This window comes from Glutamicibacter uratoxydans (assembly GCF_006539925.1).
GTDB lineage: Bacteria > Actinomycetota > Actinomycetes > Actinomycetales > Micrococcaceae > Glutamicibacter > Glutamicibacter uratoxydans.
Window position 1 is genome coordinate 295,725 of record NZ_BJNY01000001.1, and the last position, 21,368, is coordinate 317,092.

Consider the following 21,368-nt stretch of genomic DNA (forward strand, 5'->3'; position numbering starts at 1 on the left):
TATGGCCACTGGATTTTGCCAGCAGCTACGTACTCGGAAAATTGCGCCTGCAGCAACCGGTCACATGGACCAGAACACACAGACATTCCATCCTATCAAAAACATGCGGATTGCATGAAACGACTTAGCGTGGCGAAGAGCACAAATGCCAGAAGGCAATGGCGCTGGCAGCCCCCACGTTCAGGGAGTCGACATTGCGGTACATCGGGATAATGACCGTCTGATCCACCGCTTCCAAGGCAGCCGAGGTGACGCCGCGTCCCTCATTACCTAGGATCATCGCCACCTTTTCGCCCGCGGAAATCTCGACGTCGGACAGCGGAACCGCATCATCAGTCAATTCCATGGCAAGCATTCGATATCCGTGGCTTTTGAGCGTGGCAAGATCTTCTGGCCAAGAATTCAAGCGCACCCAGGGCAGGTCAAAGACGGTGCCCATGGAGACTCTTGCACTGCGTCGGTACCAGGGGTCAACGCACTTCGGCGTGATCAGCACCGCGTCGACTCCCAGCCCGGAAGCCGAGCGGATGATGGCACCCAGATTGGTATGGTCGGCGATGTCTTCCAAGATGGCAATGCGCGAGCTGGCAGCCAGCACCTGCTCCAGGTCCAGCGGTTCCGGGCGGTTCATCGCAGCCATGGCGCCGCGGTGCAGATGAAAACCCACCAGGTTTTCTAGCTGCCGGTCGTCCCCGACGAAGATGGGGGCGTCCGGGAACCTGTTGAACTCGTCAACAAGCTGACCCAGATGCTTTTCAGCCAGCAGGAAGCTGCGCGGCTGGTGTCCGGCGTTGATCGCGCGCTGCACCACCTTGGTGCTTTCAGCGATATACAGCCCGTTTTCCACGTCGGTGCGCATGCGCAGATGGGCTTCGGAGAGCCTGAGGTATTCATCCAGACGCGAATCCTCAAGGTCTGCTACCTGCAGGATCCGTTCCGGGTTGAAAATGGTGTCCACTGGCTCAGGCACTTGGCATCAGCTTGTACAGCATGTTGGCCAGCGCGATGAGGCCGAGGATGACGATGACTGTGCGCAGCCAGCCCGGCGAAAGTTTTCGGCCGATCTTGGCGCCGATGAACCCGCCGATCAGCGAGCCCACTGCAATCAGCAGCACGATGATCCAGTGGATGCGCTCCGGAGCGATGAACAGGTACATAACCGCTGCAACCAGGTTCACGATCAGCGAGAGGATCACCTTGATCGCGTTCGACTGCTGCAGCGAAGCCTGCAAGAAGACGCCGAACACCGCCATGAGCAGCACGCCCTGGGCCGCGGTGAAGTAGCCGCCGTACACGCCGATGACGAACACCAGAATGTACAGGATCAGCGGAACCTTCGCCTTGTCCGCGTCATCCGGGTCGGTGCTTCCGCATTCTGCCTGCCTGGTCTTGGCCCATTTGGCGAGCCGAGGCTGGAAGATCACCAGCACCAGTGCGCAAACCAGCAGGATCGGGGCGACGACCCCGAATACCGAATCAGGCAGATTCAGCAGCAGCAGCGAGCCGATCAGGCCGCCGGCAAGGGAGACCGGCACCAGCTTGAGCAGCGTGCGCTTGACACTGGCAGCTTCGCGCCGGTATCCCCAGGCTCCGGAGAATCCACCTGCGACCAAACCCATGGCGTTGGATACCACCGCGTTGACCGGGGCAATTCCCAGCGCCACCAGGATGGGGAAAGTGACCAGGGTGCCGGAGCCGACAACGGTGTTAATAGTTCCAGCCCAGAGTCCGCCGAGGAAGACGAGGGCTTCACGCCAGAATTCGATCACTATTCGATACTTTCCTTAGAGTTGTCGCAGTTTCCTAGTTGCGGGCGAAGGCTGAGAAGCGTCCGTTTTCACTGCGCAGCGCCAACGGCATGCCATAGGTTGCTTCAAGGTTTTCTTCGGTGAGGGTCTTCTCGATCTCGCCAGCGGCTACTACCTGTCCGTCGCGCATCATCAAGATGTGCGTGAACCCGGCGGGAACTTCTTCCAGGTGATGAGTCACCAGCACCAGGGCCGGAGCATACTCGTCGGCGGCCAGCTCGCTGAGCTTGGCCACGAGGGTTTCGCGCCCTGCAAGGTCAAGACCTGCCGCAGGTTCGTCGAGGATCAACAGTTCAGGGTCGGTCATCAGCGAACGGGCAATCAATACGCGCTTGCGCTCGCCTTCGGAGAGCTTGTCGAACGACTGGTTCATGAAGGTCGACATGCCCCATTCGTGGAGCAGGCCGAAGGCGCGGCGCTCGTCGAGCTTCTCGTACTTTTCGCGCCAGCGCCCGGTCATGCCATAGGCTGCGGTCAGCACCACGTTCAGTGCGGTCTCGCGGCCTGGAATTGAATTCGCCACCAGTGCAGAACTCAAGCCGATCAGCGGACGCAGTTCGAAAACGTCCACTCGTCCCATGGTCTCGCCCAGAATCTGCGCAGTTCCGCGGGTGGGGTGCAAGCGAGCCGCTGCAATGTTCATTAGGGTTGATTTGCCGGCCCCGTTGGGACCCAGCACGATCCACCGCTCGCCTTCGTTAACCTCCCAGGAAACGTCCTTTAGCAGGTCTTTACGTCCGCGCACCACGCTGACATCGTTGAAAGATAGCACTTCGCTCATGGTATTTAAGCCTAGACTTTTGACCCCTGATTCACTAATTGACACCACATTATGAGTCGCATCAACCCCGCTGGCGCCCGTCATGTTTGGTAGCACAGCAGCGTAAACGAGAAGATGTACCCATGGCCTCAACCCTTGTTTTTGTTTCCCGCCCGTCGCTGCCCGCAAGCATTTTCGAGTCTCTGCTGGACAGCTCCGCAGTGCAGCAGCTGCTGGTCGCCGGCGCCCAGTTCACCATCCAGCGCAGCTCGGACCGTCTGGTGGCCAAGGCTCCGGCAAGGGATGCCGACACCCAGATCCTGTCGCAGGAGGCACGCGAGGCAGTGGCTGCCATGGCTGCCGCCGGCACCTTGAACGAGTCAGATATCTGCGCCGCTGTCATCGATGCCTCTCTGGCGCAGGCCCCGCAGCTTTTGCTGGTCATGGACGTGGATTCAACCCTCATCAAGCAAGAGGTCATCGAGCTGCTCGCCGCCCATGCGGGCCGCGAGGCAGAGGTCGCCGCGGTCACCGAAGCGGCGATGCGCGGAGAACTGGACTTCGCACAGTCGTTGATTCAACGCGTAGCCACGCTCAAGGACCTGCCTGCTAGCGTGCTTGCTGAAGTCGGCGAACGAATCATCTTCTCCGACGGCGCCCGCGAACTGGTGCAACGCTTCCACGCCGCAGGGCACAAGGTCGGCGTGGTCTCCGGCGGGTTCCAGCAAATCCTCGACCCCTTGGCTGCCGAGCTGAACCTCGACCATGCACTGGCCAATACCTTGGGCATGAGCGACGGAGTATTGGACGGCACGGTCCATGGCGACATCGTCGACCGCAGCACCAAGGAAAAAATGCTCCGCGCCTGGTCCGAAGAGCATAGAATTCCCATGCATGCGACCATCGCCGCCGGAGACGGAGCCAATGACCTGGACATGGTCACCGCAGCGGCGCTAGGCGTCGCTTTCAATGCCAAGCCGGCGCTGCGGGAGCAGGCAGATGCACAGATTAATTTCTCACGTTTGGATGTCATCGCCGACCTAGTCCTCAATGATTTGAGCTAGATGAATTCCAACAACTAGATAACGATTCGATCGTTTGGGCCGTTCCTGCATTTTCTCAGTTGTTCAAGCGGATAGTATTTCAACTGACGCTATCTTTGACCCTGACGGGAGTCTGGTCATGGCGCCATCAACTGACCGCTTGTTGAAAGAGTCAATAGTCCTGTGCAGAACCCGAAACCAGATAGCTCGTCGACTGGGTCGAATCCCTATTCGCCGAGCCCCTCTCCAGAAAAGCGAAAGCCAAAGAACAGCGCCAAGCCGTGGATTATCACCGGTTCCTGCGTTGTAGCTCTCGCCGCCGCATATTTCGGAGGGGCTGCCTACGTCAGCTCTCAGGTGCCGCAGAACGCGGCCATCGCCGGGGTCAACATTGGGTCCATGAGCCAGGATCAGGCCCGCCAGGCACTTCAGGAGCAGGTAATTCCCCTGCTGGACAAGCCCATCGAGGCAGTCGTCAACGGCAAGAGCTATGACATTGATCCGGCACAGGCAGGATTGAGCCTGAACGTGGACAAGACCGTCGAGGACCTCACCGGCTTTGAAGTCAATCCGGTGCGACTCTACGAAAAGCTCACCGGAGACATGACTGCCGCGGCCGCCATCGACGTTGACCACGACAAGCTGAAGTCGGCACTGGAAGATCTTGCCAAGAAGACCGACAGCAGCGTCAAGGAAGGCGCCATTACCTTCAAGGACGGCAAGGCGGCATTGGACAAGCCTGTCGACGGCGTGGCGCTTGACATCGATGCCTCGGCGTCGGAGATTTCTGAAAATTGGAAGATTGCCGGTCCTGCCATCGAACTGCCAGCTGACGTCGCCAAGCCGAAGGTCTCCGAAGAGAAGTTGCAGGACTTCTACGACGGCGAGGTGGTGTCGCTGCTCAAGGGTGATGTGACCCTGGTATCTGGCGACAAAACTGCGTCAATATCCCCCGCATCCATTGCCGCGGCGGCAAAGTTTGAGATCAAGGACGATGCCCCGAGCATCAGCCTCGACGACGAAAAGCTCTACAAAGCCGCCACGAAGAATTCAGATCTTTCCAGCACCGCCAAAGATGCCAAGATCGTATTGAAGAACGGCAAGCCGACGATCCAGGATTCCGTCAAGGGCGTCTCCCTTGAAACCAAGGATCTGGGAGCCAAGGTCCTGGCCGCCAGCCAGAGCGAAGAGCGCAAGGCCGAGGTTGCCATGACCGAGTCGGAAGCCGACTTCAGCACCGCCGATGCCGAAAAGCTGGGGATCAAGGAAGAAATCGTCGACTTCTCCACCCCGTACCCGACCTATGACACCGTCCGCACCAAGAACCTGCGCGCCGGTGCGGCCAGGGTCAATGGGATCATCGTCAAGCCGGGCGAACGCTTCTCCCTGCTGCAGGCACTGGGCCCCATCACCACTGCCAACGGCTACTACTCTTCGGGCGTCGTGGAGAACGGCTTCAGCGCCGAGGCTGTGGGCGGCGGACTGTCGCAGATTTCCACCCAGATGTACAACGTCGGCTTCTTGGCCGGCTACGACGACATCACCCACAAGCCGCATTCACGCTGGTTCGACCGCTACCCTGCAGGCCGCGAAGCGACCCTGTGGGAAGGCCAGGTGGACATGATCTGGGAGAACAACACTCCCTACGGCGTCATGATTCAGGCCTGGGTTTCCGGCGACCGGGTCCACACCCGGTTGTGGTCGACAAAGTACTGGAAGGTCACCCAGGATTCCTCGGGCAAGTACAACCAGACCAACCCGACCACCGTGCACAACAAGGCCAAGCAGTGCATCTCCGAGTCCGGCGGAAAGAAGGGCTTCACGATCGACGTTACGCGCTACCGCGAGACGGTCGACGGCTCGAAGAAGCTTCCGGCCGAAACGAAGACCTGGACCTACAGCCCATGGAACAAGATCGTCTGCGATAACAAGTAATATCTCCAGGCACAGCGAAGGCCCCCTCCATTGTGGAAGGGGCCTTCGTGCTGTGCGCGGACTGCTACTTGCCAGCCTGCTTCAGGAAGTCCTCGGCGCCGCCGACGAGTTCGGTGTGGCCGGACTCCACGTCGGCGAAGACCATCTTGGCAACCTCTGCGCCGAACTCCTCGACAGAGTACAGCTTGCCGGCAGCCTCGCGGCGGGCCTCGATGGCGCCTGGCTCAACGCGGTTCAGCAGCGTAGCGGTGATGGTTCCTTCGATCATGTCGCCGGAAACCACGACGAACTTGATGCCCTTCTCAGCCAGCTGCGGGATGAATTCGCGCAGCGCGTCCTCGCCAGCGCGCTTGGACTTGGCCACCGCGTCGTAGGCATCCATGGTGGATACCTCGTGGATGAAGTGGGCCTGGTGGCTGGTAACGAACACGATGCGTCCGCCCTCGCTCAGCTTTGGCAGCGCCGCCTGGAGCATCGCTACCTGGGCATCGCGGTTCAAACGCAGAGCGTAGTTCTCGCCCAGGGTGGTCTCCATGCCGCCCGAAGCGTTCAGAACCAGCACGTCCAGCGAGCCGAAGTTCTCAATGGCCGCGTCGACCAGCGCCTGCGGGCCCTCGACGGTGGTCAGGTCGGCGCCGACGGCTACAGCCTTGCCGCCCTTTTCCTCGATCGCCGCAACGATCTTGTTCGCGCGCGGTGCCTTGGCACGGTAGTTGATCACTACGCCGATGCCCTGCTCGGCCAGCAGCTGTGCGGTCACCGAGCCGATGCCTCGCGATGAACCGGTGACAATTGCGCCCTTGTATTCGCTCAACTTCACTTACTCCTTCTGTTGAAAATTGGGGCAGGCCGGCCTGTGGGCCAGCCCGCGTAAAGCCTGGTTCTTCGGGGCCCGTTAGTGGCCCATTCCCAATCCGCCGTCAACCGGGATGACCGCGCCGGAGATGTAGGCGGCCTCGTCGCTGGCAACCCAGCGGACAACATTCGCTACCTCTTCAGGCTCGGCAAAACGGTTCGCAGGAATGGTGGACAGGTAGTTTTTCTGGGTCTCCTCCGGGAGCACAGCGGTCATCTCGGTGTTGATGAATCCCGGGGCCACCACGTTGGCGGTGATTCCGCGCGAGCCCAGCTCGCGGGTCAGCGAACGGGCGATGCCGATCAAGCCGGACTTGGAGGCCGAGTAGTTGATCTGGCCCGGCGAGCCGTACAGCCCGACCACCGAAGAGATCAGCACGACGCGGCCGCGCTTGAGGCGCAGCATGCCCTTGGCGGCACGCTTGACCACGCGGAAGGCGCCGGTCAGGTTCGTATCGATCACCGAGGTGAAGTCGTCTTCGCTCATGCGCAGCAGCAGGGTGTCTTTTGTCACGCCCGCGTTGGCAACGATGACCTCGACCGGGCCATGCGCCGCTTCGACTTCTTTGAATGCCTCGTCGATGGACTGGGCATCGGTGACATCGGCCTTCACGCCCAGCAGCCCTTCGGGGACGTCGCCACTGCGGTAGGTAATTGCCACCTTGTCGCCGTTTGCTTCAAAGGCCCGGGCAATAGCCAAGCCGATTCCTCGATTGCCGCCGGTGACCAGGACGCTGCGGCCAGTCGATGATTCAGTAGTCAATGTAAATCTCCATTCGTGCATCGCCATTCCTGCCGCCGCGGCCAGTGCCGGGCAGCCAAATCACGCGCACTTTACTTAGGTAAGTAGCTACTCCGTCATCAATCCTATTTGTTACCACCGGGTTTTACCGCTTCGACAAAGTGTAGAAATTCGATTCTTCAGGCCTTGAGTGAGATAATTAGAGCTGAACCTCCGTCCATGAAGCGAAGAAACACTCGATGTCTCAGCACCATGCGCACTCTGAGCCGAATGAACCTCAGGTGCACCGCATTACCGACGCTCGCGAATCGCATACCGCCGAGCGCGATGTCCGCATACGCAAATACACCATCACCATGACGATTCGCGTGATCTGCTTCATTTTGGCCTTCCTCGCAACCGGCTGGCTGCGCTGGGCGCTGCTGATCGGAGCGGTGTTCCTGCCATATGTCGCCGTGGTCATTGCCAACGGCGGTGCAGATCTTTCAAAGCGCGAACCGCCTGCCGAGTTCTACAAGCCCACCGAGGCGGCGCAGTTGAATCCCGGCGATCCCATGGAGCACCCGGCCAGCACCGAAGTGATCGACGGCTCGCTCGTCGAAGACAACGCCAACGGTTCGGATGCCGAAGACGCCGATGCACCGCGCGCCCAGAGCGATGACGACGGCAAGCCAAATGATTCGAAGGAGAGCTGACCATGGATCTGCTCGGATCACTCGGCGGCCCGGCCCAGCCGCAGCCCGCACCCGTCCAATGCTCGCGCAAGGGCTGCAAGGCCCATGCCGACTTCCAGATTTTGTGGAACAACCCGAAGATCCACACCCCCGACCGCCGAAAGATCTGGCTCGCCTGCTCGGAACACCGCGAATGGCTTGAGACCTATCTCAAGGAGCGCCTGTTGTACAAGGAAACAGTCCCCTTCGAATCCATTCAAGGAGCCAGCGACTAGATGTATCGTTTTCTAGTTAGTTCACGGTGGCTCGGATGGCTGGCACTGGTCGCCGTTTTCGCCGTCGCCTGCGTGTCCTTGGGAAATTGGCAGTCGAACCGGCGCACCGAGGTCCTCGAAGGCATCAACCGCGTCAACCAGAACTACTTTGCCGCGCCGTTGAAGGGCCAAGAAGCCATCGGCTACTTCGAGAATCTTCCCGAAGCAAAGACCTGGACCACGGTTGAATTGACCGGCCGCTATGCGGCGGATGACACCTTGGTGGTGCGCAACCGCATTAAGAGCGGCCAGCCTGGCTATGAGGTCTTGGTGCCATTCACCACCGGCGCAGGCGAAACGGTGCTCATCGACCGCGGTTACCTCCCGATCGGCAACAACGAACACGGCCGGCCAGACGCTGTGCCGGCGGCGCCTGCCGGCGAAGTGACGCTCAAGGCAAGGCTCAAGCCCGGCGAAGTCCGCCTGGACCGAGGCGCACCCGACGGGCAGCTGGCAACGATCAACCTTGAAGATTTCAAAAATGCGACCGGGCAGCCTGTCGCCCAAGGCGCCTACGGCATCATGTACGAAGAAAGCCCTGCCCCGGCCGATGCACCGCAGCAGTTGGATCCGCCGGACATGGACGAGGGCCCGCACCTGTCCTATGAAATCCAGTGGTACATCTTCGGCGTCTTGGCCTTCGTAGGATTCTGGTATGCGGCACGCACCCAGAAGAAGATCAACGCTGAAGACGCCGCAGAATTGGCTGAGGCCCAGGCCATGGGCTTTGAGGAGCCGGTGCACAAGGTGCGCAAGGTCCGCCAGAAAGAGGCGAAGAAGTACCGCCGCGACGGTTCACTGACCGACGAAGCGATCGAGGACGCCATGTGGGAAGAGGAAAAGTCCTCATCCCACCCGGGCAGCTAGTCCGCAGCAAATACGGTTGAAGCCGATGAACGCACCGCGTTCATCGGCTTCACTTTTTGGCTCAGCTTCCCGCCCCAGGCTTCCAGCGGACTCCCCCGTCGCTGCAGGCTGTGGCCCCGGACAGCGATGAATCCGCACATCCCCCGTCCACCAACTGCCTGTTGCCCACCGGTTCCTCCAAATTCAGCTGGTAGGGCACCGTTTCGTTGTCTTGGCAGTCGTGGGGGCCGGCATCAATGGGTTCGACGCTCATGTTCACCACGATGCGTTCTTGCTCGTAGACAACCTGCGCATCGGCGACCTCGCCGGTGAACCCGTCCGCGCAGCCGGACCGCTGCACGCCGATGTCCAGTACCGTACTGTCAACGGTGACGGCGCCGGGGTCCATGAAAGCCCACAGCGCGTTTGGGGTCGGACCGTCATGCTCATTGCCCTGATTCGCCGCGCAGGCGCTCAGCGCACAGGCCGGAAGCAGCGCCAGCAGGAGCGCGCAGTGAACTTTCCTTCGGGCCCAGCGCATGCAGTCCTCGCTTCATCAATGAATGGCATCTTGGATCATCGTATCCCGCAGGCGCTAAAAAACACCGGCTGCCAAGGCAAAATCCCTTGGCAGCCGGTGTTCTCGCAGAATTCTGGCCTAGGTCAGGCTGACCAATTCCAGATAGTCCTCGCTGAAGAGGTCCTCGTCGCCGTCCGGCAGGATGACCACGCGCTCGGGCTTCAGCGCCATGACGGCTCCCTCATCGTGCGACACCATGACCACTGCGCCCGGGAAGGTGGACAGTGCACCGAGCACCTCGGCGCGCGAGGCGGGGTCCAGGTTGTTGGTCGGTTCGTCGAGCAGCAGCACGTTCGCGCTGGAGGCAACGATGGTCGCCAGGGCCAGTCGGGTCTTCTCGCCGCCGGAGAGCACGCCGGCAGGCTTCTCCACGTCGTCGCCGACGAACAGGAAGGAACCGAGGATCGAACGCACATCCGCGTCGCCCAGGTGGTCAGGGGCATTGCGGCGCATATTGGCCAGCACGGTGGCCTCGGGATCCAGGGTGTCGTGCTCCTGCGCGAAGTAGCCGATCTTCAGCCCGTGGCCGGGGATGATGCTGCCGGTGTCAGGCTGCGAGACGCCTGCCAGCATGCGCAGTAGGGTGGTCTTGCCGGCGCCGTTCAGGCCGAGGATGACCACCTTGGAGCCGCGGTCGATGGCTAGCGACACATCGGTGAAGATCTCCAGCGAGCCGTAGGCCTTGGACAGCCCTTCGGCCATGAGCGGGGTCTTGCCGCACGGCGCCGGATCCGGGAAGCGCAGCGCCGCGACCTTGTCGCTGGCACGCTCCTCCTGCAGGCCCGAAAGCATGCGGTCCACGCGCTTGAGCATGGACTGCGCTGCGGAGGCACCAGAGGCGCGGGCCTTCATCTTGTTGGCCTGAGCCAGCAGCACCGAAGCCTTCTTCTCGATGTTGGCGCGTTCGCGCTTGCGGGCGCGCTCATCGGTTTCGCGCTGCACCTTGTAGCGCTTCCAGCTCATGTTGTAGACGTCCACCACTGCGCGGTTGGCGTCCAGGTAGAGCACCTTGTTCACGGTGGCATCCAACAACCCGGTGTCGTGGCTGATCATCAGCACGCCGCCGGCGTAGTTCTTGATGAAGTCGCGCAGCCAGATGATCGAGTCGGCGTCCAGGTGGTTGGTCGGCTCGTCAAGCAGCAGGGTTTCTGCATCCGAGTACAGGATGCGGGCCAGTTCCACTCGGCGGCGCTGGCCGCCGGAAAGGGTGCGCAGCGGCTGGTTCAGGATGCGCTCTGGCAAATCCAGGTTCGAGCAGATGGCGGCGGCTTCCGATTCTGCCGCGTAGCCACCGGCGGCGATGAACTCAGCTTCCAGGCGGTCATAGCGGCGCATGGCCTTGGCGGCGACTGCCGAGTCCTCGCTGGCCATGTCCTCGCGGGCCTTGGCCAGCTTGTTCAGCACCTCGTCCAAGCCGCGGGCTGCCAGGATGCGGTCGCGGGCCAGCTGTTCCATGTCCGGGGTCTTGGGGTCCTGCGGAAGGTACCCGATGGACCCCTTGTGGGTCACCTCGCCCACGGTCGGCTGCGACTCGCCGGCCAGCACCTTGGTCATGGTGGTCTTGCCAGCTCCGTTGCGGCCCACCAATCCGATTTTGTCGCCCTTGTCGATGCGGAAGTTCACTTCGTCCATCAGCAGGCGGGCGCCGACGCGTAGCTCAAGGTTGGCTACGGAAATCATGTGGTGGCCCTTTCACACGGGTGCAGATCAATCAGAGGTGCCCAAAAATGGGCAACTCATCTATCTTATCGGTGAAAACGGCGTTATGAAGAACACTGTGTTTGATTCGACAGCGCCGCAGGCTCACAGCTCGTGCTTGGACCGGTAGTCGTTCATCTGGATCAGCCGGCGGCGCAGCGAGCCCTGCCGGCGCAGGTCCGAGCCGCTGGTCTTCTCGATGTGGTCCTTGCCAAAACGCCACAACAGCACATCGTCGAGCAGCCGGTCAGGTCCCGGAGAGTAGCGGTGGTCCAGCGCGGCGCGCACCTCGCGCACCACTTCCGCATCCAGCAGCCCCGCCAGCTGCCACGTCTGGTCGATGCCATGGGCGTCCAGCAGCTCGGCCGCCCAGGACCAGTCGTCGTCGCGCTTGCGGTCCACGTGCGGCAGCAGGGTCTGCCAAATTTCGCCGATCTTTTCGCCGCTGAGCTTTTCGGCTCCCGCACCGGATTCATCGTGGTATCCGTTGAGCCGGTGGTAGAGCTCGTCGATGTCGGTGAAGTAGTCTTCCACGGTTTCAAGCATGGCGGCGGTGGCGGTGAAGTGCCGGTCGATCTGCGGGTTCCAGGCCGCTTCGCCGGGGTGCTTGAAGCGGATGTCGTGTTCCATTTCGCTCCAGGCATGCTGCAAAATGGTGCGGATCTGCACCTCGAAGACAAAGTTGCCGCTGGGCACCACCGACTTGCCCAGTGCTTCCTGGAATTTGCGCACGGTGGGCTCATTGCGGGTCTTGAGCAGCAGGTGGCGCGAGGAGTAGCCGTAGGTGCCCGATTCCACCGAGCCGATGTCCTTCTCCCTGTCGCTGCGGCAGTCGAAGACTTCGCGATGGGACTTGATCAGGCTCGCCACCTGCTGGATCTCATGGGGAAGCATCACGATGATGCGCAGGCCCACCATGTCGTGCACTTCGCGCAGCGGGTTGGGAAATTCGAGCACCGGGGCGCTGTCGGGATTTTCCTGCAGCCGGCGGGAGGCCTTGGCCTGGAATGATTCCTTGGACTTCACCCGCCCGGTGATGAACAAGGGCTGCACCTCGGCATGGGAGAAGAGGCGGCGGATCTTTGCCTTCATCGCCGAGAGCACGGTATTCAGCTCGCCGGTGACCTTGCCGTACTGGGCCACGGCGGCAGAGATCTGCTCAGAGAACTCATCGTCCTTGGCGCTCTTGGGTGAATCCATCTTCAGATGCCTCCTTCGACAGCACTGTGCGGTGCTCAACCGCTAAAAGAGCCGAGAAGGGGCGCGGCCCGCGGGCCGCGCCCCTTCGGGATTGACTTTACGTGAGGCGACCCCCGTCATGGGGATCACGCAGGATTATGGGCGGGTCAAGCGCTGCTTGGCCATGTCCTCGTACAGCGGGGTCTTGTCTTCGCTGCTGCTGACCGGCTTCTTGGCTTCTGGCGCCTGGGAGCCGCCGGACTTGATCGGGGTGACCTTCGAGTCATTGCGGGCCGCGGCCATAGCCTCGGCGCGGGCGCGGGCCAGGTCGTCCTGGTGCTCCTGCTCCAGCTGGGCGAAGCGCTCGTCCTCGGCGGTCTTCGCGTCGCTCAGCGCGGCGTTGTAGCCGTCGTCGTAGGCAACGCCGTACTTCTCGGCGTTCTCGCGCTCTTCGTCGTACTCCAGCTCGGCGCGCATCTTCGCGGCTTCGGACTTCTTCTGGTACATGTGCACGGTCAGGTGCGTGATGGCGAGAAGCACGATCGGCGGCATGGCGGCCACCAGCGCGGAGACCAGCGGCGGCACACCGTTTTCAATGGAGTCCACGGTCAAGATCGCGTGCGTGGAGTTGGCGGCGGTGGAAACGATGGCGCCGAAGAACAGCAGCGACCAGGGGTAGACCATGGCACGGCGGTTGAAGCCATTGAGCGCGACAATGGCGACGGTGGCCGCCACGATCATGCCGTCGATGATGATCGGCCAGATCCAGGCGAGGCTGGAATCAATGCCCGAACGCTCAGCCAGGTCGGTCAACGCTGCGAACGAGAGGATGAATGCGCCGATGGCGATGATGACTGTCGCGCCGACAGCGGTGCCAAGGACTGCCTTGTGCGGTTCGTTGGGGACTACTGGCTTGTTTTCTTCCATGCTGCGTTGCAGACCTTTACTCTCGTAAATATGGGGATGAACGGTTGACGCGAGTTGGGCCCTCCAGCGTTGTCCGAACACCAGGCACCAGATCTATTTTAGCCTCAGCGCCCGCACTTGTGTGCAACGCGCTGCTATGAGCTTCGCCGGTCGGCGAAGCCTGTGGCGGTGAGCACACCTGCCAGGCCGCGGGTCTTGGGGACCATCAAGAAGCACAGCGCGCTGGCCAGCGCGTAAAGGGCGGCGAACGCGCCGAGCCACGGCAGGTCCAGTGCTTCATTGAGGCTAGTGGAAATCTGGAAGAGGAAGGTGATGCCGCCAAAGCCGAGCACCGTACGCAGCAGGCTCCTCCAGGCGGGGACGAATTTGCGGTCCGCGGAGGTGATCTGGATCCAGGCGCAGCGCTGCCCCAGCGTCGCCCGCCCCGGCGCCAGCACCGGAATGACGAACACCGCTACCGCGACGATGGAAGGCAGCACGAAATTCAGGACCCGCGGGTCCACCTCATAGTCGCCCATGGTGGCAAACAGCTGCAGCACTGCGGCAAGCATGAACACCGAGACCCCGGCGAAGGAAGAGTCGAAGAAGTCTGCCAGCGCGCGACGGCGGCGGGTGACGGGACGAGCCGGCGCATCAATGGCCCGCGGTTCGCGCGGTCCAGAGAGGAACGCGAAGATCGGAAGGTAAGCGATGACCGCGCCGAGCAGCGCGCCGAGGGTGTTCATCAGCAAATCGTCGACGTCGGCCACGCGGTAGGCGCAGCGGTACAGCCCCCACATGCCGGTGTACTGGGTCAGCTCGATGGCCAGGCTGGCGGCGAAGCCGAGCACGACGCCGGTGAAGATGTTTCCGCGCAGCCAGCGCACCGCCAGGATGCCCAGCGGCATGAACAGGATGATATTGAACAGCACCTGCCACAGCGTGGAGCCGGTCAGGAAGCTGCGCAGGCCATGCTCATAGGCCCTGGCAAAGTCGCCGACGAAGTGCCCCAGGTCCAGCTGCGTCGCCCGGCAGGTGAATTTCTGCGAGTCCGGCAGCGGCAGCATGGTGTAGCTGAACAGGCCGAACCCGTAGACCGCCGCGGCTATCGTGGTGATGGTCCTGCGCCAGGAAAGCCTGCCGTGCCGCCGGTACTGGATGGCCAGCAGGAACACCCCTGCCACGCCGAGGAAGAGGATGCTGCCGAGGATCGCGACGGCGCCGGGCCAGGTAACACTGTTCATGTTCCCAATCTAAGTGCATCCAGCCAGGCTATTTCCATCGCCGGCGCTGTGAAATTCGTCAGTGCGATTTGGACTGCGGCTCCTGCTCCAGGCGCAGCACCCAGCGCACCCGAGTGTCGAAGCGGTACATCGCCAGCATCAATCCGATGATCAGCACCGCCGCGACCGCTTTGAGCAGCCACACGGTGTACCACTGCTCGATGGAGAGCTGGTCGACATATACCGCAACCAAGATGGCGGAGGTCACCCAGATCATCAGGCGCTCCGAGCCGGCCGAGAGCTGTTTGGACATGGCGAACAGCGCGATCAGCCACAGCACGTACCAGGGCTGGATCAGCGGCGAAAGCAGCACCACGGCGCTCAGCGCCCATGCGGAGAGGCGCAGCGGATTGGAGGTGTCCTTGGCCAGGGCGAACTTTGCCACCAGCGCCAGGGCCAGCAGCTGGAATGCCGTCACCACCACCTGCTGGGTCAGCGCGAAGGAGCCACCGAGCACCTGGGCGAGGTTTCCCAGGCTCCAGCCGAGCAGCCCTACCGGGGCGTAGGGGAAGGCGGCGTCTCCGGCGGTGAACATCGCCGGGAACCATCCGAACCACAAATTGGTCACCGCTCCGATGATCAGCAGCCATAGGGCGCTGTAGCAGGTGATCTTCACCCAGTTCATGATTCGCTGGCGCATCGCGGCTTGGGCGCCGATCAGCGCCAGGCCGAGGAATGGCAGCAGCACCAGGACGATGGGCTTGATGGACACCGCCAGCGCGAGGGCCAGGGTAGCCCAGATCGGCTTTTTCTCATAGGCCAGCAGGAACGCCCAGAACACCCCGGCGATCATCAGCGCGTCATTGTGCACTCCTCCGACCATGGTCAGCAGGAACAGCGGATTTCCCACCACTGCCCAGACGGCCCAGTGGGTGTTGTGGTTCAGCTTCGCGGCGAGCTTGACGGTAAAGAAATAGCAGCCGATGACGCCGATGACTGCAACAATGCGCAGCAGGCCAATGCCGATTTCCGGCACCCCGCCGGAGGCGACGTAGATCCATCGGGATAAAACTAAGAAGAACGGGCCGTAGGGCGACGGGGACTGGGCCCACAGCCCGTCCGCTCCCCCGTCGAACCAGCCGGGCAGCACTGAGATGCCGGAGGTGTACGGGGACTTTCCGGCCTCCAGCATCCGGCCCTGGGCCAGGTAGGAGTAGACGTCCCTGGAGAGAATCGGGTAGCTGAGCATCAGCGGAGCCGCCCACATGGCGATCAGCTTGCCCTGCTGCTTGGCGTCAAGGTCGGCCGAGCCGCCCACCCAGGGACGAGCCAGCAGCCAGGTGCGCATCAGCCAGACGATGCCTGCCGCCATGGCGGCAATGCATAACAGTACGCCGAACAAATCGGTGCGGAACTGCACGAAGAAGCCGGAGCGCGCCAGCGCGGAGAGCTGGTTGCGCGGGAACCAGCCCACGCCCCAGGAGCCGAAAGCAATCAGGGCAGACGCGAAAAACCCGTGCCAGGCCAGCGGGTGCAGCCCCAGCCGTCCAGTCAGACCCGGTTTGCCGCGGCGTTTCACTAGGCTTGCTTCTTGCGGTTGGAGAAGCTGCCCCACTTTTCACGCACCCACTTAATGGAGAACAGCAGCTCGGGGATGATCCGGCGGGTCTTCGGATCAACGAACAGCAGGAACAGCAGGCACGCCGCAGAGACAGTCCAGGAGATCAGCTGCACCGCGGGAACCAGGTCCTCCTGCAGGAACTGCCAGATGAACAGCTGGTCCGCCGCCTGGTAGGCGACAAAGAACATCGTGGTCACGTACACCCAGAGCATCTGCCAGTTTTCCTTGATGCCCACCGCCGCGTAGAACGGCAGCAGCCACAGCAGATACCAGGGCTGGATGACCGGCGAGAGCACCACGATGGCGGAGAAGCCCACCGCCAGGCGTAGCACCAGGCGCTCGTACCTGCCGCGGAAAATCACCACGAAGGCCAGTGCCACGCCAATGAGCCGGCCCAGCAGCTTGGCCACCGGCAGGATCCAGTCGGTGCCCATGCCAATGGAGGACACCAAGGTGCTGGCAAGGATCACGATCATGCCCACCGGCGCGAACACCGAGAAGCCGGTGCCGGTGAACAGCATGACCTTCAGCCAGCCGAACCAGTATCCGTTGAGCATGCCCACCAGCGCCATGAGCACCAGCAGGATCATTCCCGAATAGAACCAGTACAGGATCCGCCGAGGCCAGCTCGCATCCTTGCCGGCCCACAACAGGCCGATGAATGGCAGCAGCACCAGGGTGATGGGCTTGACGCCGATGGATGCGGTGAGCACCACCACCGCCATGATGCCCTTCTGCTTGCAGGCCAGGTAGACGGCCCATACCGACAGTCCCACCATGAGCGAATCATTGTGGGCGCTGGCCACGAAGTTGATCAGAAACAGCGGGTTCGCCACGACGACCCAGGCGGCTTTTGCGCCGCTGGTCGAATGCAGCTGCGCCAGCTTGGGCAGGTAGCGCAGGGTCAGCAGCACGCCGATGAATGCGATCGCCCTGAAGAACAGAATGGCCGCGTCGGTGGAGCCGCCGGTGACCTTGACCACGAGGTACTCGATGGTCAGGAACAGCGGGCCGTACGGGGTGCCGTCTTGGGCCCACATGGTGTCCGTGCCCAGCTGGAACCAGTTGTTCAGCGAGGAGATGCCGTCCACATAGGGATCCTGGCCGGCCTCGACAAGCCGTCCCTGCCCGATGTAGGCGAAGACGTCGCGGCTGACGATCGGCAGGGTGACCAGCAGCGGAATGCTCCACAGCCATACTGCCTTGCGAACCACCCGGAGGGTTCCGTCCTCCCATTTTTTCAGCAGCTGCCCAAGGACCCACCATGCCCTGAAGAGCACCCAGAAGCCCAAGCACAGGATGACCGAGGAAAGGATCACTGCCACCGGCTCGGTGCGCATCACAATGAAGAACGCATCGCGGTTCAGCGGCGAGACGCTGGCAAGCCAGCCGATGCCGAATGAGCCGAAGAGGATGAGCGATGAGCCGATGATGCCGTTGAGCAAGGTCACGGAAACGCCGGGTATATGTACAGTCTCCTGCGCCCCCAGACTTTTAGCGGACACCATCACACCTCACGGAATCGAGAACGAAAATCATAGTCAGAGCTCAAAACACAACGGTCAGTTCAACAGAATTTTGAATACTGGGAGCCCTAAAATCTCCCTCGATTTTAGCATTGACCTCCATAAGGGAGTCAGAAGACACCGTCCGGCACAGCCGGGAATTGGCAGTGGACTGCACCACAACGCCGATGGCGGTAGATTAGGGGCGTGGCTAGTAATTCAGAAAAGATCGTATGGATCGACTGCGAAATGACCGGACTAGATTTGGTCAATGACGCCTTGATCGAAGTAGCGGTGTTGATCACCGACTCCGAACTCAATGTGGTTGACGAGGGAATCCAGGTGGTCATCAAGCCTGAACCCCAGGCCGTGGCCCAAATGGACGACTTCGTGCGCAATATGCATCAGGTCAGCGGCCTGCTGCAGGAACTCGACGGCGGCATCACCATAGACGAGGCGCAGCGCATCGTCGTGGACTACATCAAGAAGCACGTCCCAGAAGCCAAGAAGGCGCTGCTGGGCGGCAACTCGGTGGGCACCGACAAGAACTTCTTGATGCGGGACATGCCGGAAGTCATCGAACACCTCCACTACCGGATTATCGACGTATCCACGCTGAAGGAACTGAGCCGGCGCTGGTACCCCAAGGCGCATTACGCGGCCCCCGCCAAGACCGGCAACCACCGCGCATTGGGCGATATCCAGGATTCCATCGATGAGCTGCGCTACTACCGCGCGGCCATTATGGTTCCTGCTCCGGGCCCAACCACCGATGAATCACGGAAGATCGCCGCGTCGATTTCCTCACCGGAGTTCAAGTAGGAGTTTCCCCTCGCGGCATTGGGTGATGCACCCCACAGTGCCGCGAGGGGCGCTCAGTTGGAATTCCTGAGCGAAGTATGTGTATAGTATTTCTCGTTGCCAGATACGAAATCTGAAGCAGAGATGCTTCTGACTAGGATCTAAGCGAACATGGTGGGTATAGCTCAGTCGGTAGAGCGTCTGGTTGTGGTCCAGAAGGTCGCGGGTTCAAACCCCGTTACTCACCCGGAATAAGAATCCGGTTGCATGCAGTGCGTGCAACCGGATTTTTTGCATTATCCGCAGCTCAGTCCCCTGCCGGAAACTGGGCGCGATCAGAAGGGAAATTCGCCAAAGATTCCCGATTGGCTTTCACTACAAAAAATAGTGTATAGTTTTTCTCGTTGCCGGAAACGAGCCAATTGCATAAATAGCATTTGACTTGGTTCAAGTCGCACATGGTGGGTATAGCTCAGTCGGTAGAGCGTCTGGTTGTGGTCCAGAAGGTCGCGGGTTCAAACCCCGTTACTCACCCCAATTGAACGAGGTTCAAACTTTCGATAAGAGTCTTCACTCTTATCGAAAGTTTGAACCTCGTTTTCGTTTCGCCACATAGGAATATTCCTGTTTCCACGGCCACTGGCCCGATCATCGATAGTCCGATTAGGCAGTCATTGTGGCAACTGCGTTTCAGGGGCTACATCACGACGCTCCTTACTCTGACTGCGACGTCTTATCAGTTGTGCGACACGGTAGTGACAGCAATTGAAGAGTCCCGAACGCTTCGGCGGCGGGATATCCGAACGTTGACAAGGCCAGCCTCCTTCACAGCAGTGAAACGAGCTGTTGTGTATCTTCCGGCCGCTGTCGGATGTGGCTGACATACTTGAATAAAGCAGCTGAACAAATCAACGAAGCAGTCCCTGCGAGAAGGAGAACCCCTATGGACGACCAGAGCGACAAGCGCGAAGTCGATGAGGTCGTCAGCACGCAGGCGCGAGAGGATAACCACAGCTGGTCGGAGGCGCTTGAATGCACACCTTCCACAACCCTGGTTGAGGTAGCATCAGGTGTCGCAGCCGTATTCGGCGAAGTTCCCGACGGGCTAGAACCCATCAGTCTTGATCTGATGCCGCCCATTGACCGTACCGAGCTCTCAGCGGCTCTCAACTCCCTGGGCAACGCGGGAACTATCGTCGGAAACCTCACGGAAGCCGCATCGAACGTACAAGGTCTCTTCCGTGTCAATGAGGCAACACTGTCCCTGTTACGGAGCGGTGGACAGATGGCTGCAAAGGACGGTGCCAAGCTCGGAGCGATCTTCAAAAACGGTGAACTAGTCGCACAGGCTCGTTTTATCCCCGCTTCGATGACAGTCGGCTCCGCGCTCGCATCCATTGGCCCGGCCGTCGCCATGATCGCTCTCCAAATGCAGCTCGGTGAGATCTCTGGACTCGTTCGCACTAACATCCAACTCACGACGCAGGCGCTCGCAACTATTCGAAGCGAGCAGTGGGCAAAGCTCACGGCGCTCGTAAAGACTGTAGACGGCGCCTTCCAAGAAGCGATCGCAATTGGCACCGTCAACGAATCCGTATGGGATCGCGTTTCCCACGTGGGCACCGAGATTGATGAGAAGCAGCATTTATACCGAGGCAACGTGGATGCACACGTCAAGGAACTTAAAAAATTGGACGGGCACGCGCGCCGGCAATACCTTGAAACGAACGCTCAAGCAATCATCTTTGACTCACATGCATTGCTGAGCTCACTCAAGATGTACGCGCAGTACCAATCGCTTCGGGCGTCGCGGGCCCGAGTACGAAGCGCGAACGACGAAAGCGAGGCACGGATTTTCGAGCAGATCACGCAGAAAACCTCGACAGAAATCGACCGGTCATTTCGCGAGATCAAGCAGCTCACACAGTCACTCGTGCGCGAGTTGCGAATCATCGCCGAACTCCCCGGACGCGCCACTGCGCCCCTCACGAAGAAGCGGAAGGACGCAAAGGCATCCGAGTTCACATGCCAGTATCTCCTCGAAGTCATCGAGCCTATTGCCGATAAGCTCCAGCAAGCTGTCAAGATAACAGAAGCCCCAGAGGCCGTGTGCGCACCCGAGGGGTTAGCACTAGACCCTTATCTGAAAATCGTTCGGTGGTTCCTTGAGGAAGGCGAAGTACTTCGCAGCATCGCCTTCCCGTACGAAGTGGGACCTCACAACTTCACTGGAGTCCTGCCAGCGGTTCTTGCTAAACGAGTTGATGCAACTTGGGACGCATTTGCACCACGAAAGGCCAGTGCCCTCGTTGAGAAGCTCGCGCCGAGCGCGTTCATAGCGGTCACCAATCGGCGGATCATCACCGCCGCCCCAGGAAATCTCCTCAAACGTGGTGAAATCGGACCTGTCTACTCCCTGGATAAGGTACGTAACGTCCGAGTACGCTCACACAATGGGAAGAACACCCGACCCACCATCGATGTGGCTACAGTGGATCACGATCTGCACTGGATGTTCCCGGACTCGGCGGCTCGCGAAGACATTAAGAGCTTGGCCGCCATTCTCTCCGAAAGGACGTCATCGGCAGTTTCGGCAACTACAGCCACTAAAGAACTCGCTGAAGCAGGCAACGACACCGATTCCTAAAAATTGAGCGAGTAATTCATTAAGTTCGCAGGAAGTAATCCCGCTACCAGACGGCCTGGCCAAGAGAAGCAGCTGAGCCCGAGCCGGTTAACGCGCAAAATGATTCTTTGGACATCAAAGTTGTAACCGCAGCAGCTCCACCCACACCAAGAAATATCCCGCGAATTCCAGAAGAGCGTCCGCTAGAACCACTGATTACCATCTGATTCTCAAGCGTAGTTGCAACCCCTT

19 protein-coding genes and 2 tRNA genes are annotated in these 21,368 nt (G+C 60.7%); 9 read left to right on the top strand and 12 right to left on the bottom strand.

What is annotated here, in order from left to right:
* Positions 1-124: 124 nt before the first annotated feature.
* The 3 genes from AUR04nite_RS01545 to AUR04nite_RS01555 are packed head-to-tail and all read right to left on the bottom strand — an operon-like array spanning position 125 to position 2,589.
* Complete coding sequence (locus tag AUR04nite_RS01545; RefSeq protein ID WP_141361374.1) at positions 125-958, bottom strand: TrmH family RNA methyltransferase; 834 nt, start codon at positions 956-958, stop codon at positions 125-127.
* A gap of 4 nt (positions 959-962) precedes the next feature.
* On the bottom strand, positions 963-1,766 hold the full coding sequence (locus AUR04nite_RS01550; RefSeq protein WP_170184040.1) for a sulfite exporter TauE/SafE family protein: 804 nt from the start codon (positions 1,764-1,766) through the stop codon (positions 963-965).
* 37 nt (positions 1,767-1,803) lie between these two features.
* Positions 1,804-2,589 carry an ABC transporter ATP-binding protein gene (locus tag AUR04nite_RS01555; protein WP_141361244.1) on the bottom strand — a complete coding sequence of 262 codons (786 nt, stop codon included), beginning with the start codon at positions 2,587-2,589 and terminating at the stop codon, positions 1,804-1,806.
* Between the two features lie 122 nt (positions 2,590-2,711).
* On the opposite strand from AUR04nite_RS01555, the gene serB reads away from it, so the two are divergent.
* Together serB and AUR04nite_RS01565 are read left to right on the top strand one after the other, a co-directional pair.
* Positions 2,712-3,632, top strand: coding sequence for a phosphoserine phosphatase SerB (gene serB, locus AUR04nite_RS01560; RefSeq protein WP_141361246.1), 921 nt, complete (start codon positions 2,712-2,714; stop codon positions 3,630-3,632).
* A 162-nt stretch (positions 3,633-3,794) separates the two neighbouring features.
* Positions 3,795-5,546, top strand: a complete 1,752-nt coding sequence (locus tag AUR04nite_RS01565) for a VanW family protein (protein WP_141361248.1) — start codon at positions 3,795-3,797, stop codon at positions 5,544-5,546.
* A gap of 64 nt (positions 5,547-5,610) precedes the next feature.
* Here the strand turns inward: AUR04nite_RS01565 and AUR04nite_RS01570 are convergent, their stop codons facing one another.
* Complete coding sequence (locus AUR04nite_RS01570) at positions 5,611-6,360, bottom strand: SDR family oxidoreductase (RefSeq protein ID WP_141361250.1); 750 nt, start codon at positions 6,358-6,360, stop codon at positions 5,611-5,613.
* Between the two features lie 81 nt (positions 6,361-6,441).
* A complete protein-coding gene (gene fabG, locus AUR04nite_RS01575; protein WP_141361252.1) occupies positions 6,442-7,164 on the bottom strand; it encodes a beta-ketoacyl-ACP reductase in 723 nt (240 codons plus the stop codon).
* Positions 7,165-7,382: 218 nt separating this feature from the next.
* Between fabG and AUR04nite_RS01580 the strand changes: the two genes are divergently transcribed.
* From AUR04nite_RS01580 to AUR04nite_RS01590, 3 genes are read left to right on the top strand one after another with little or no spacing between them, the layout of a single operon-like run.
* On the top strand, positions 7,383-7,838 hold the full coding sequence (locus AUR04nite_RS01580; protein ID WP_141361254.1) for a DUF3099 domain-containing protein: 456 nt from the start codon (positions 7,383-7,385) through the stop codon (positions 7,836-7,838).
* A 2-nt stretch (positions 7,839-7,840) separates the two neighbouring features.
* The gene (locus AUR04nite_RS01585) at positions 7,841-8,092 is read left to right on the top strand and encodes an acetone carboxylase (protein WP_141361255.1); all 252 of its coding nucleotides are present in this window, start codon (positions 7,841-7,843) and stop codon (positions 8,090-8,092) included.
* Positions 8,093-8,998: an SURF1 family cytochrome oxidase biogenesis protein gene (locus AUR04nite_RS01590; protein WP_141361257.1), complete on the top strand. Its 906-nt coding sequence runs from the start codon at positions 8,093-8,095 to the stop codon at positions 8,996-8,998.
* Positions 8,999-9,059: 61 nt separating this feature from the next.
* On the opposite strand, the gene AUR04nite_RS01595 is transcribed toward AUR04nite_RS01590, so the two are convergent.
* The 7 genes from AUR04nite_RS01595 to mptB (AUR04nite_RS01625) all read right to left on the bottom strand — a co-directional run bounded on the left by AUR04nite_RS01595 (position 9,060) and on the right by mptB (AUR04nite_RS01625) (position 17,635).
* Positions 9,060-9,518, bottom strand: a complete 459-nt coding sequence (locus AUR04nite_RS01595; protein ID WP_141361259.1) for a hypothetical protein — start codon at positions 9,516-9,518, stop codon at positions 9,060-9,062.
* Between the two features lie 117 nt (positions 9,519-9,635).
* Positions 9,636-11,237 (bottom strand): ABC-F family ATP-binding cassette domain-containing protein, encoded by a 1,602-nt coding sequence (locus AUR04nite_RS01600; RefSeq protein WP_141361261.1) that lies wholly within the window; start codon positions 11,235-11,237, stop codon positions 9,636-9,638.
* Between the two features lie 123 nt (positions 11,238-11,360).
* Positions 11,361-12,455, bottom strand: a complete 1,095-nt coding sequence (locus tag AUR04nite_RS01605; RefSeq protein WP_141361263.1) for a GTP pyrophosphokinase — start codon at positions 12,453-12,455, stop codon at positions 11,361-11,363.
* 135 nt (positions 12,456-12,590) lie between these two features.
* The gene (locus AUR04nite_RS01610; protein WP_141361265.1) at positions 12,591-13,361 is read right to left on the bottom strand and encodes a DUF2637 domain-containing protein; all 771 of its coding nucleotides are present in this window, start codon (positions 13,359-13,361) and stop codon (positions 12,591-12,593) included.
* 134 nt (positions 13,362-13,495) lie between these two features.
* Entirely contained in the window at positions 13,496-14,584 is a 1,089-nt protein-coding gene (locus tag AUR04nite_RS01615; RefSeq protein WP_141361267.1) for a VanZ family protein, read from the bottom strand.
* 58 nt (positions 14,585-14,642) lie between these two features.
* Positions 14,643-16,142: a polyprenol phosphomannose-dependent alpha 1,6 mannosyltransferase MptB gene (gene mptB, locus AUR04nite_RS01620; protein ID WP_141361269.1), complete on the bottom strand. Its 1,500-nt coding sequence runs from the start codon at positions 16,140-16,142 to the stop codon at positions 14,643-14,645.
* The gene (gene mptB / locus AUR04nite_RS01625; RefSeq protein ID WP_246055264.1) at positions 16,142-17,635 is read right to left on the bottom strand and encodes a polyprenol phosphomannose-dependent alpha 1,6 mannosyltransferase MptB; all 1,494 of its coding nucleotides are present in this window, start codon (positions 17,633-17,635) and stop codon (positions 16,142-16,144) included. The genes mptB (AUR04nite_RS01620) and mptB (AUR04nite_RS01625) overlap by 1 nt, the downstream gene beginning before the upstream one ends.
* 261 nt (positions 17,636-17,896) lie before the next feature.
* On the opposite strand from mptB (AUR04nite_RS01625), the gene orn reads away from it, so the two are divergent.
* The 4 genes from orn (at position 17,897) to AUR04nite_RS01645 (ending at position 21,137) form a co-directional block, all read left to right on the top strand.
* Positions 17,897-18,511: an oligoribonuclease gene (orn, locus tag AUR04nite_RS01630; protein WP_141361273.1), complete on the top strand. Its 615-nt coding sequence runs from the start codon at positions 17,897-17,899 to the stop codon at positions 18,509-18,511.
* A gap of 153 nt (positions 18,512-18,664) precedes the next feature.
* Positions 18,665-18,737 (top strand) — tRNA-His (locus tag AUR04nite_RS01635).
* A gap of 214 nt (positions 18,738-18,951) precedes the next feature.
* Positions 18,952-19,027, top strand: a tRNA-His gene (locus tag AUR04nite_RS01640).
* A 406-nt stretch (positions 19,028-19,433) separates the two neighbouring features.
* Complete coding sequence (locus AUR04nite_RS01645) at positions 19,434-21,137, top strand: hypothetical protein (protein WP_174787848.1); 1,704 nt, start codon at positions 19,434-19,436, stop codon at positions 21,135-21,137.
* The last annotated feature ends 231 nt before the right edge of the window (positions 21,138-21,368 follow it).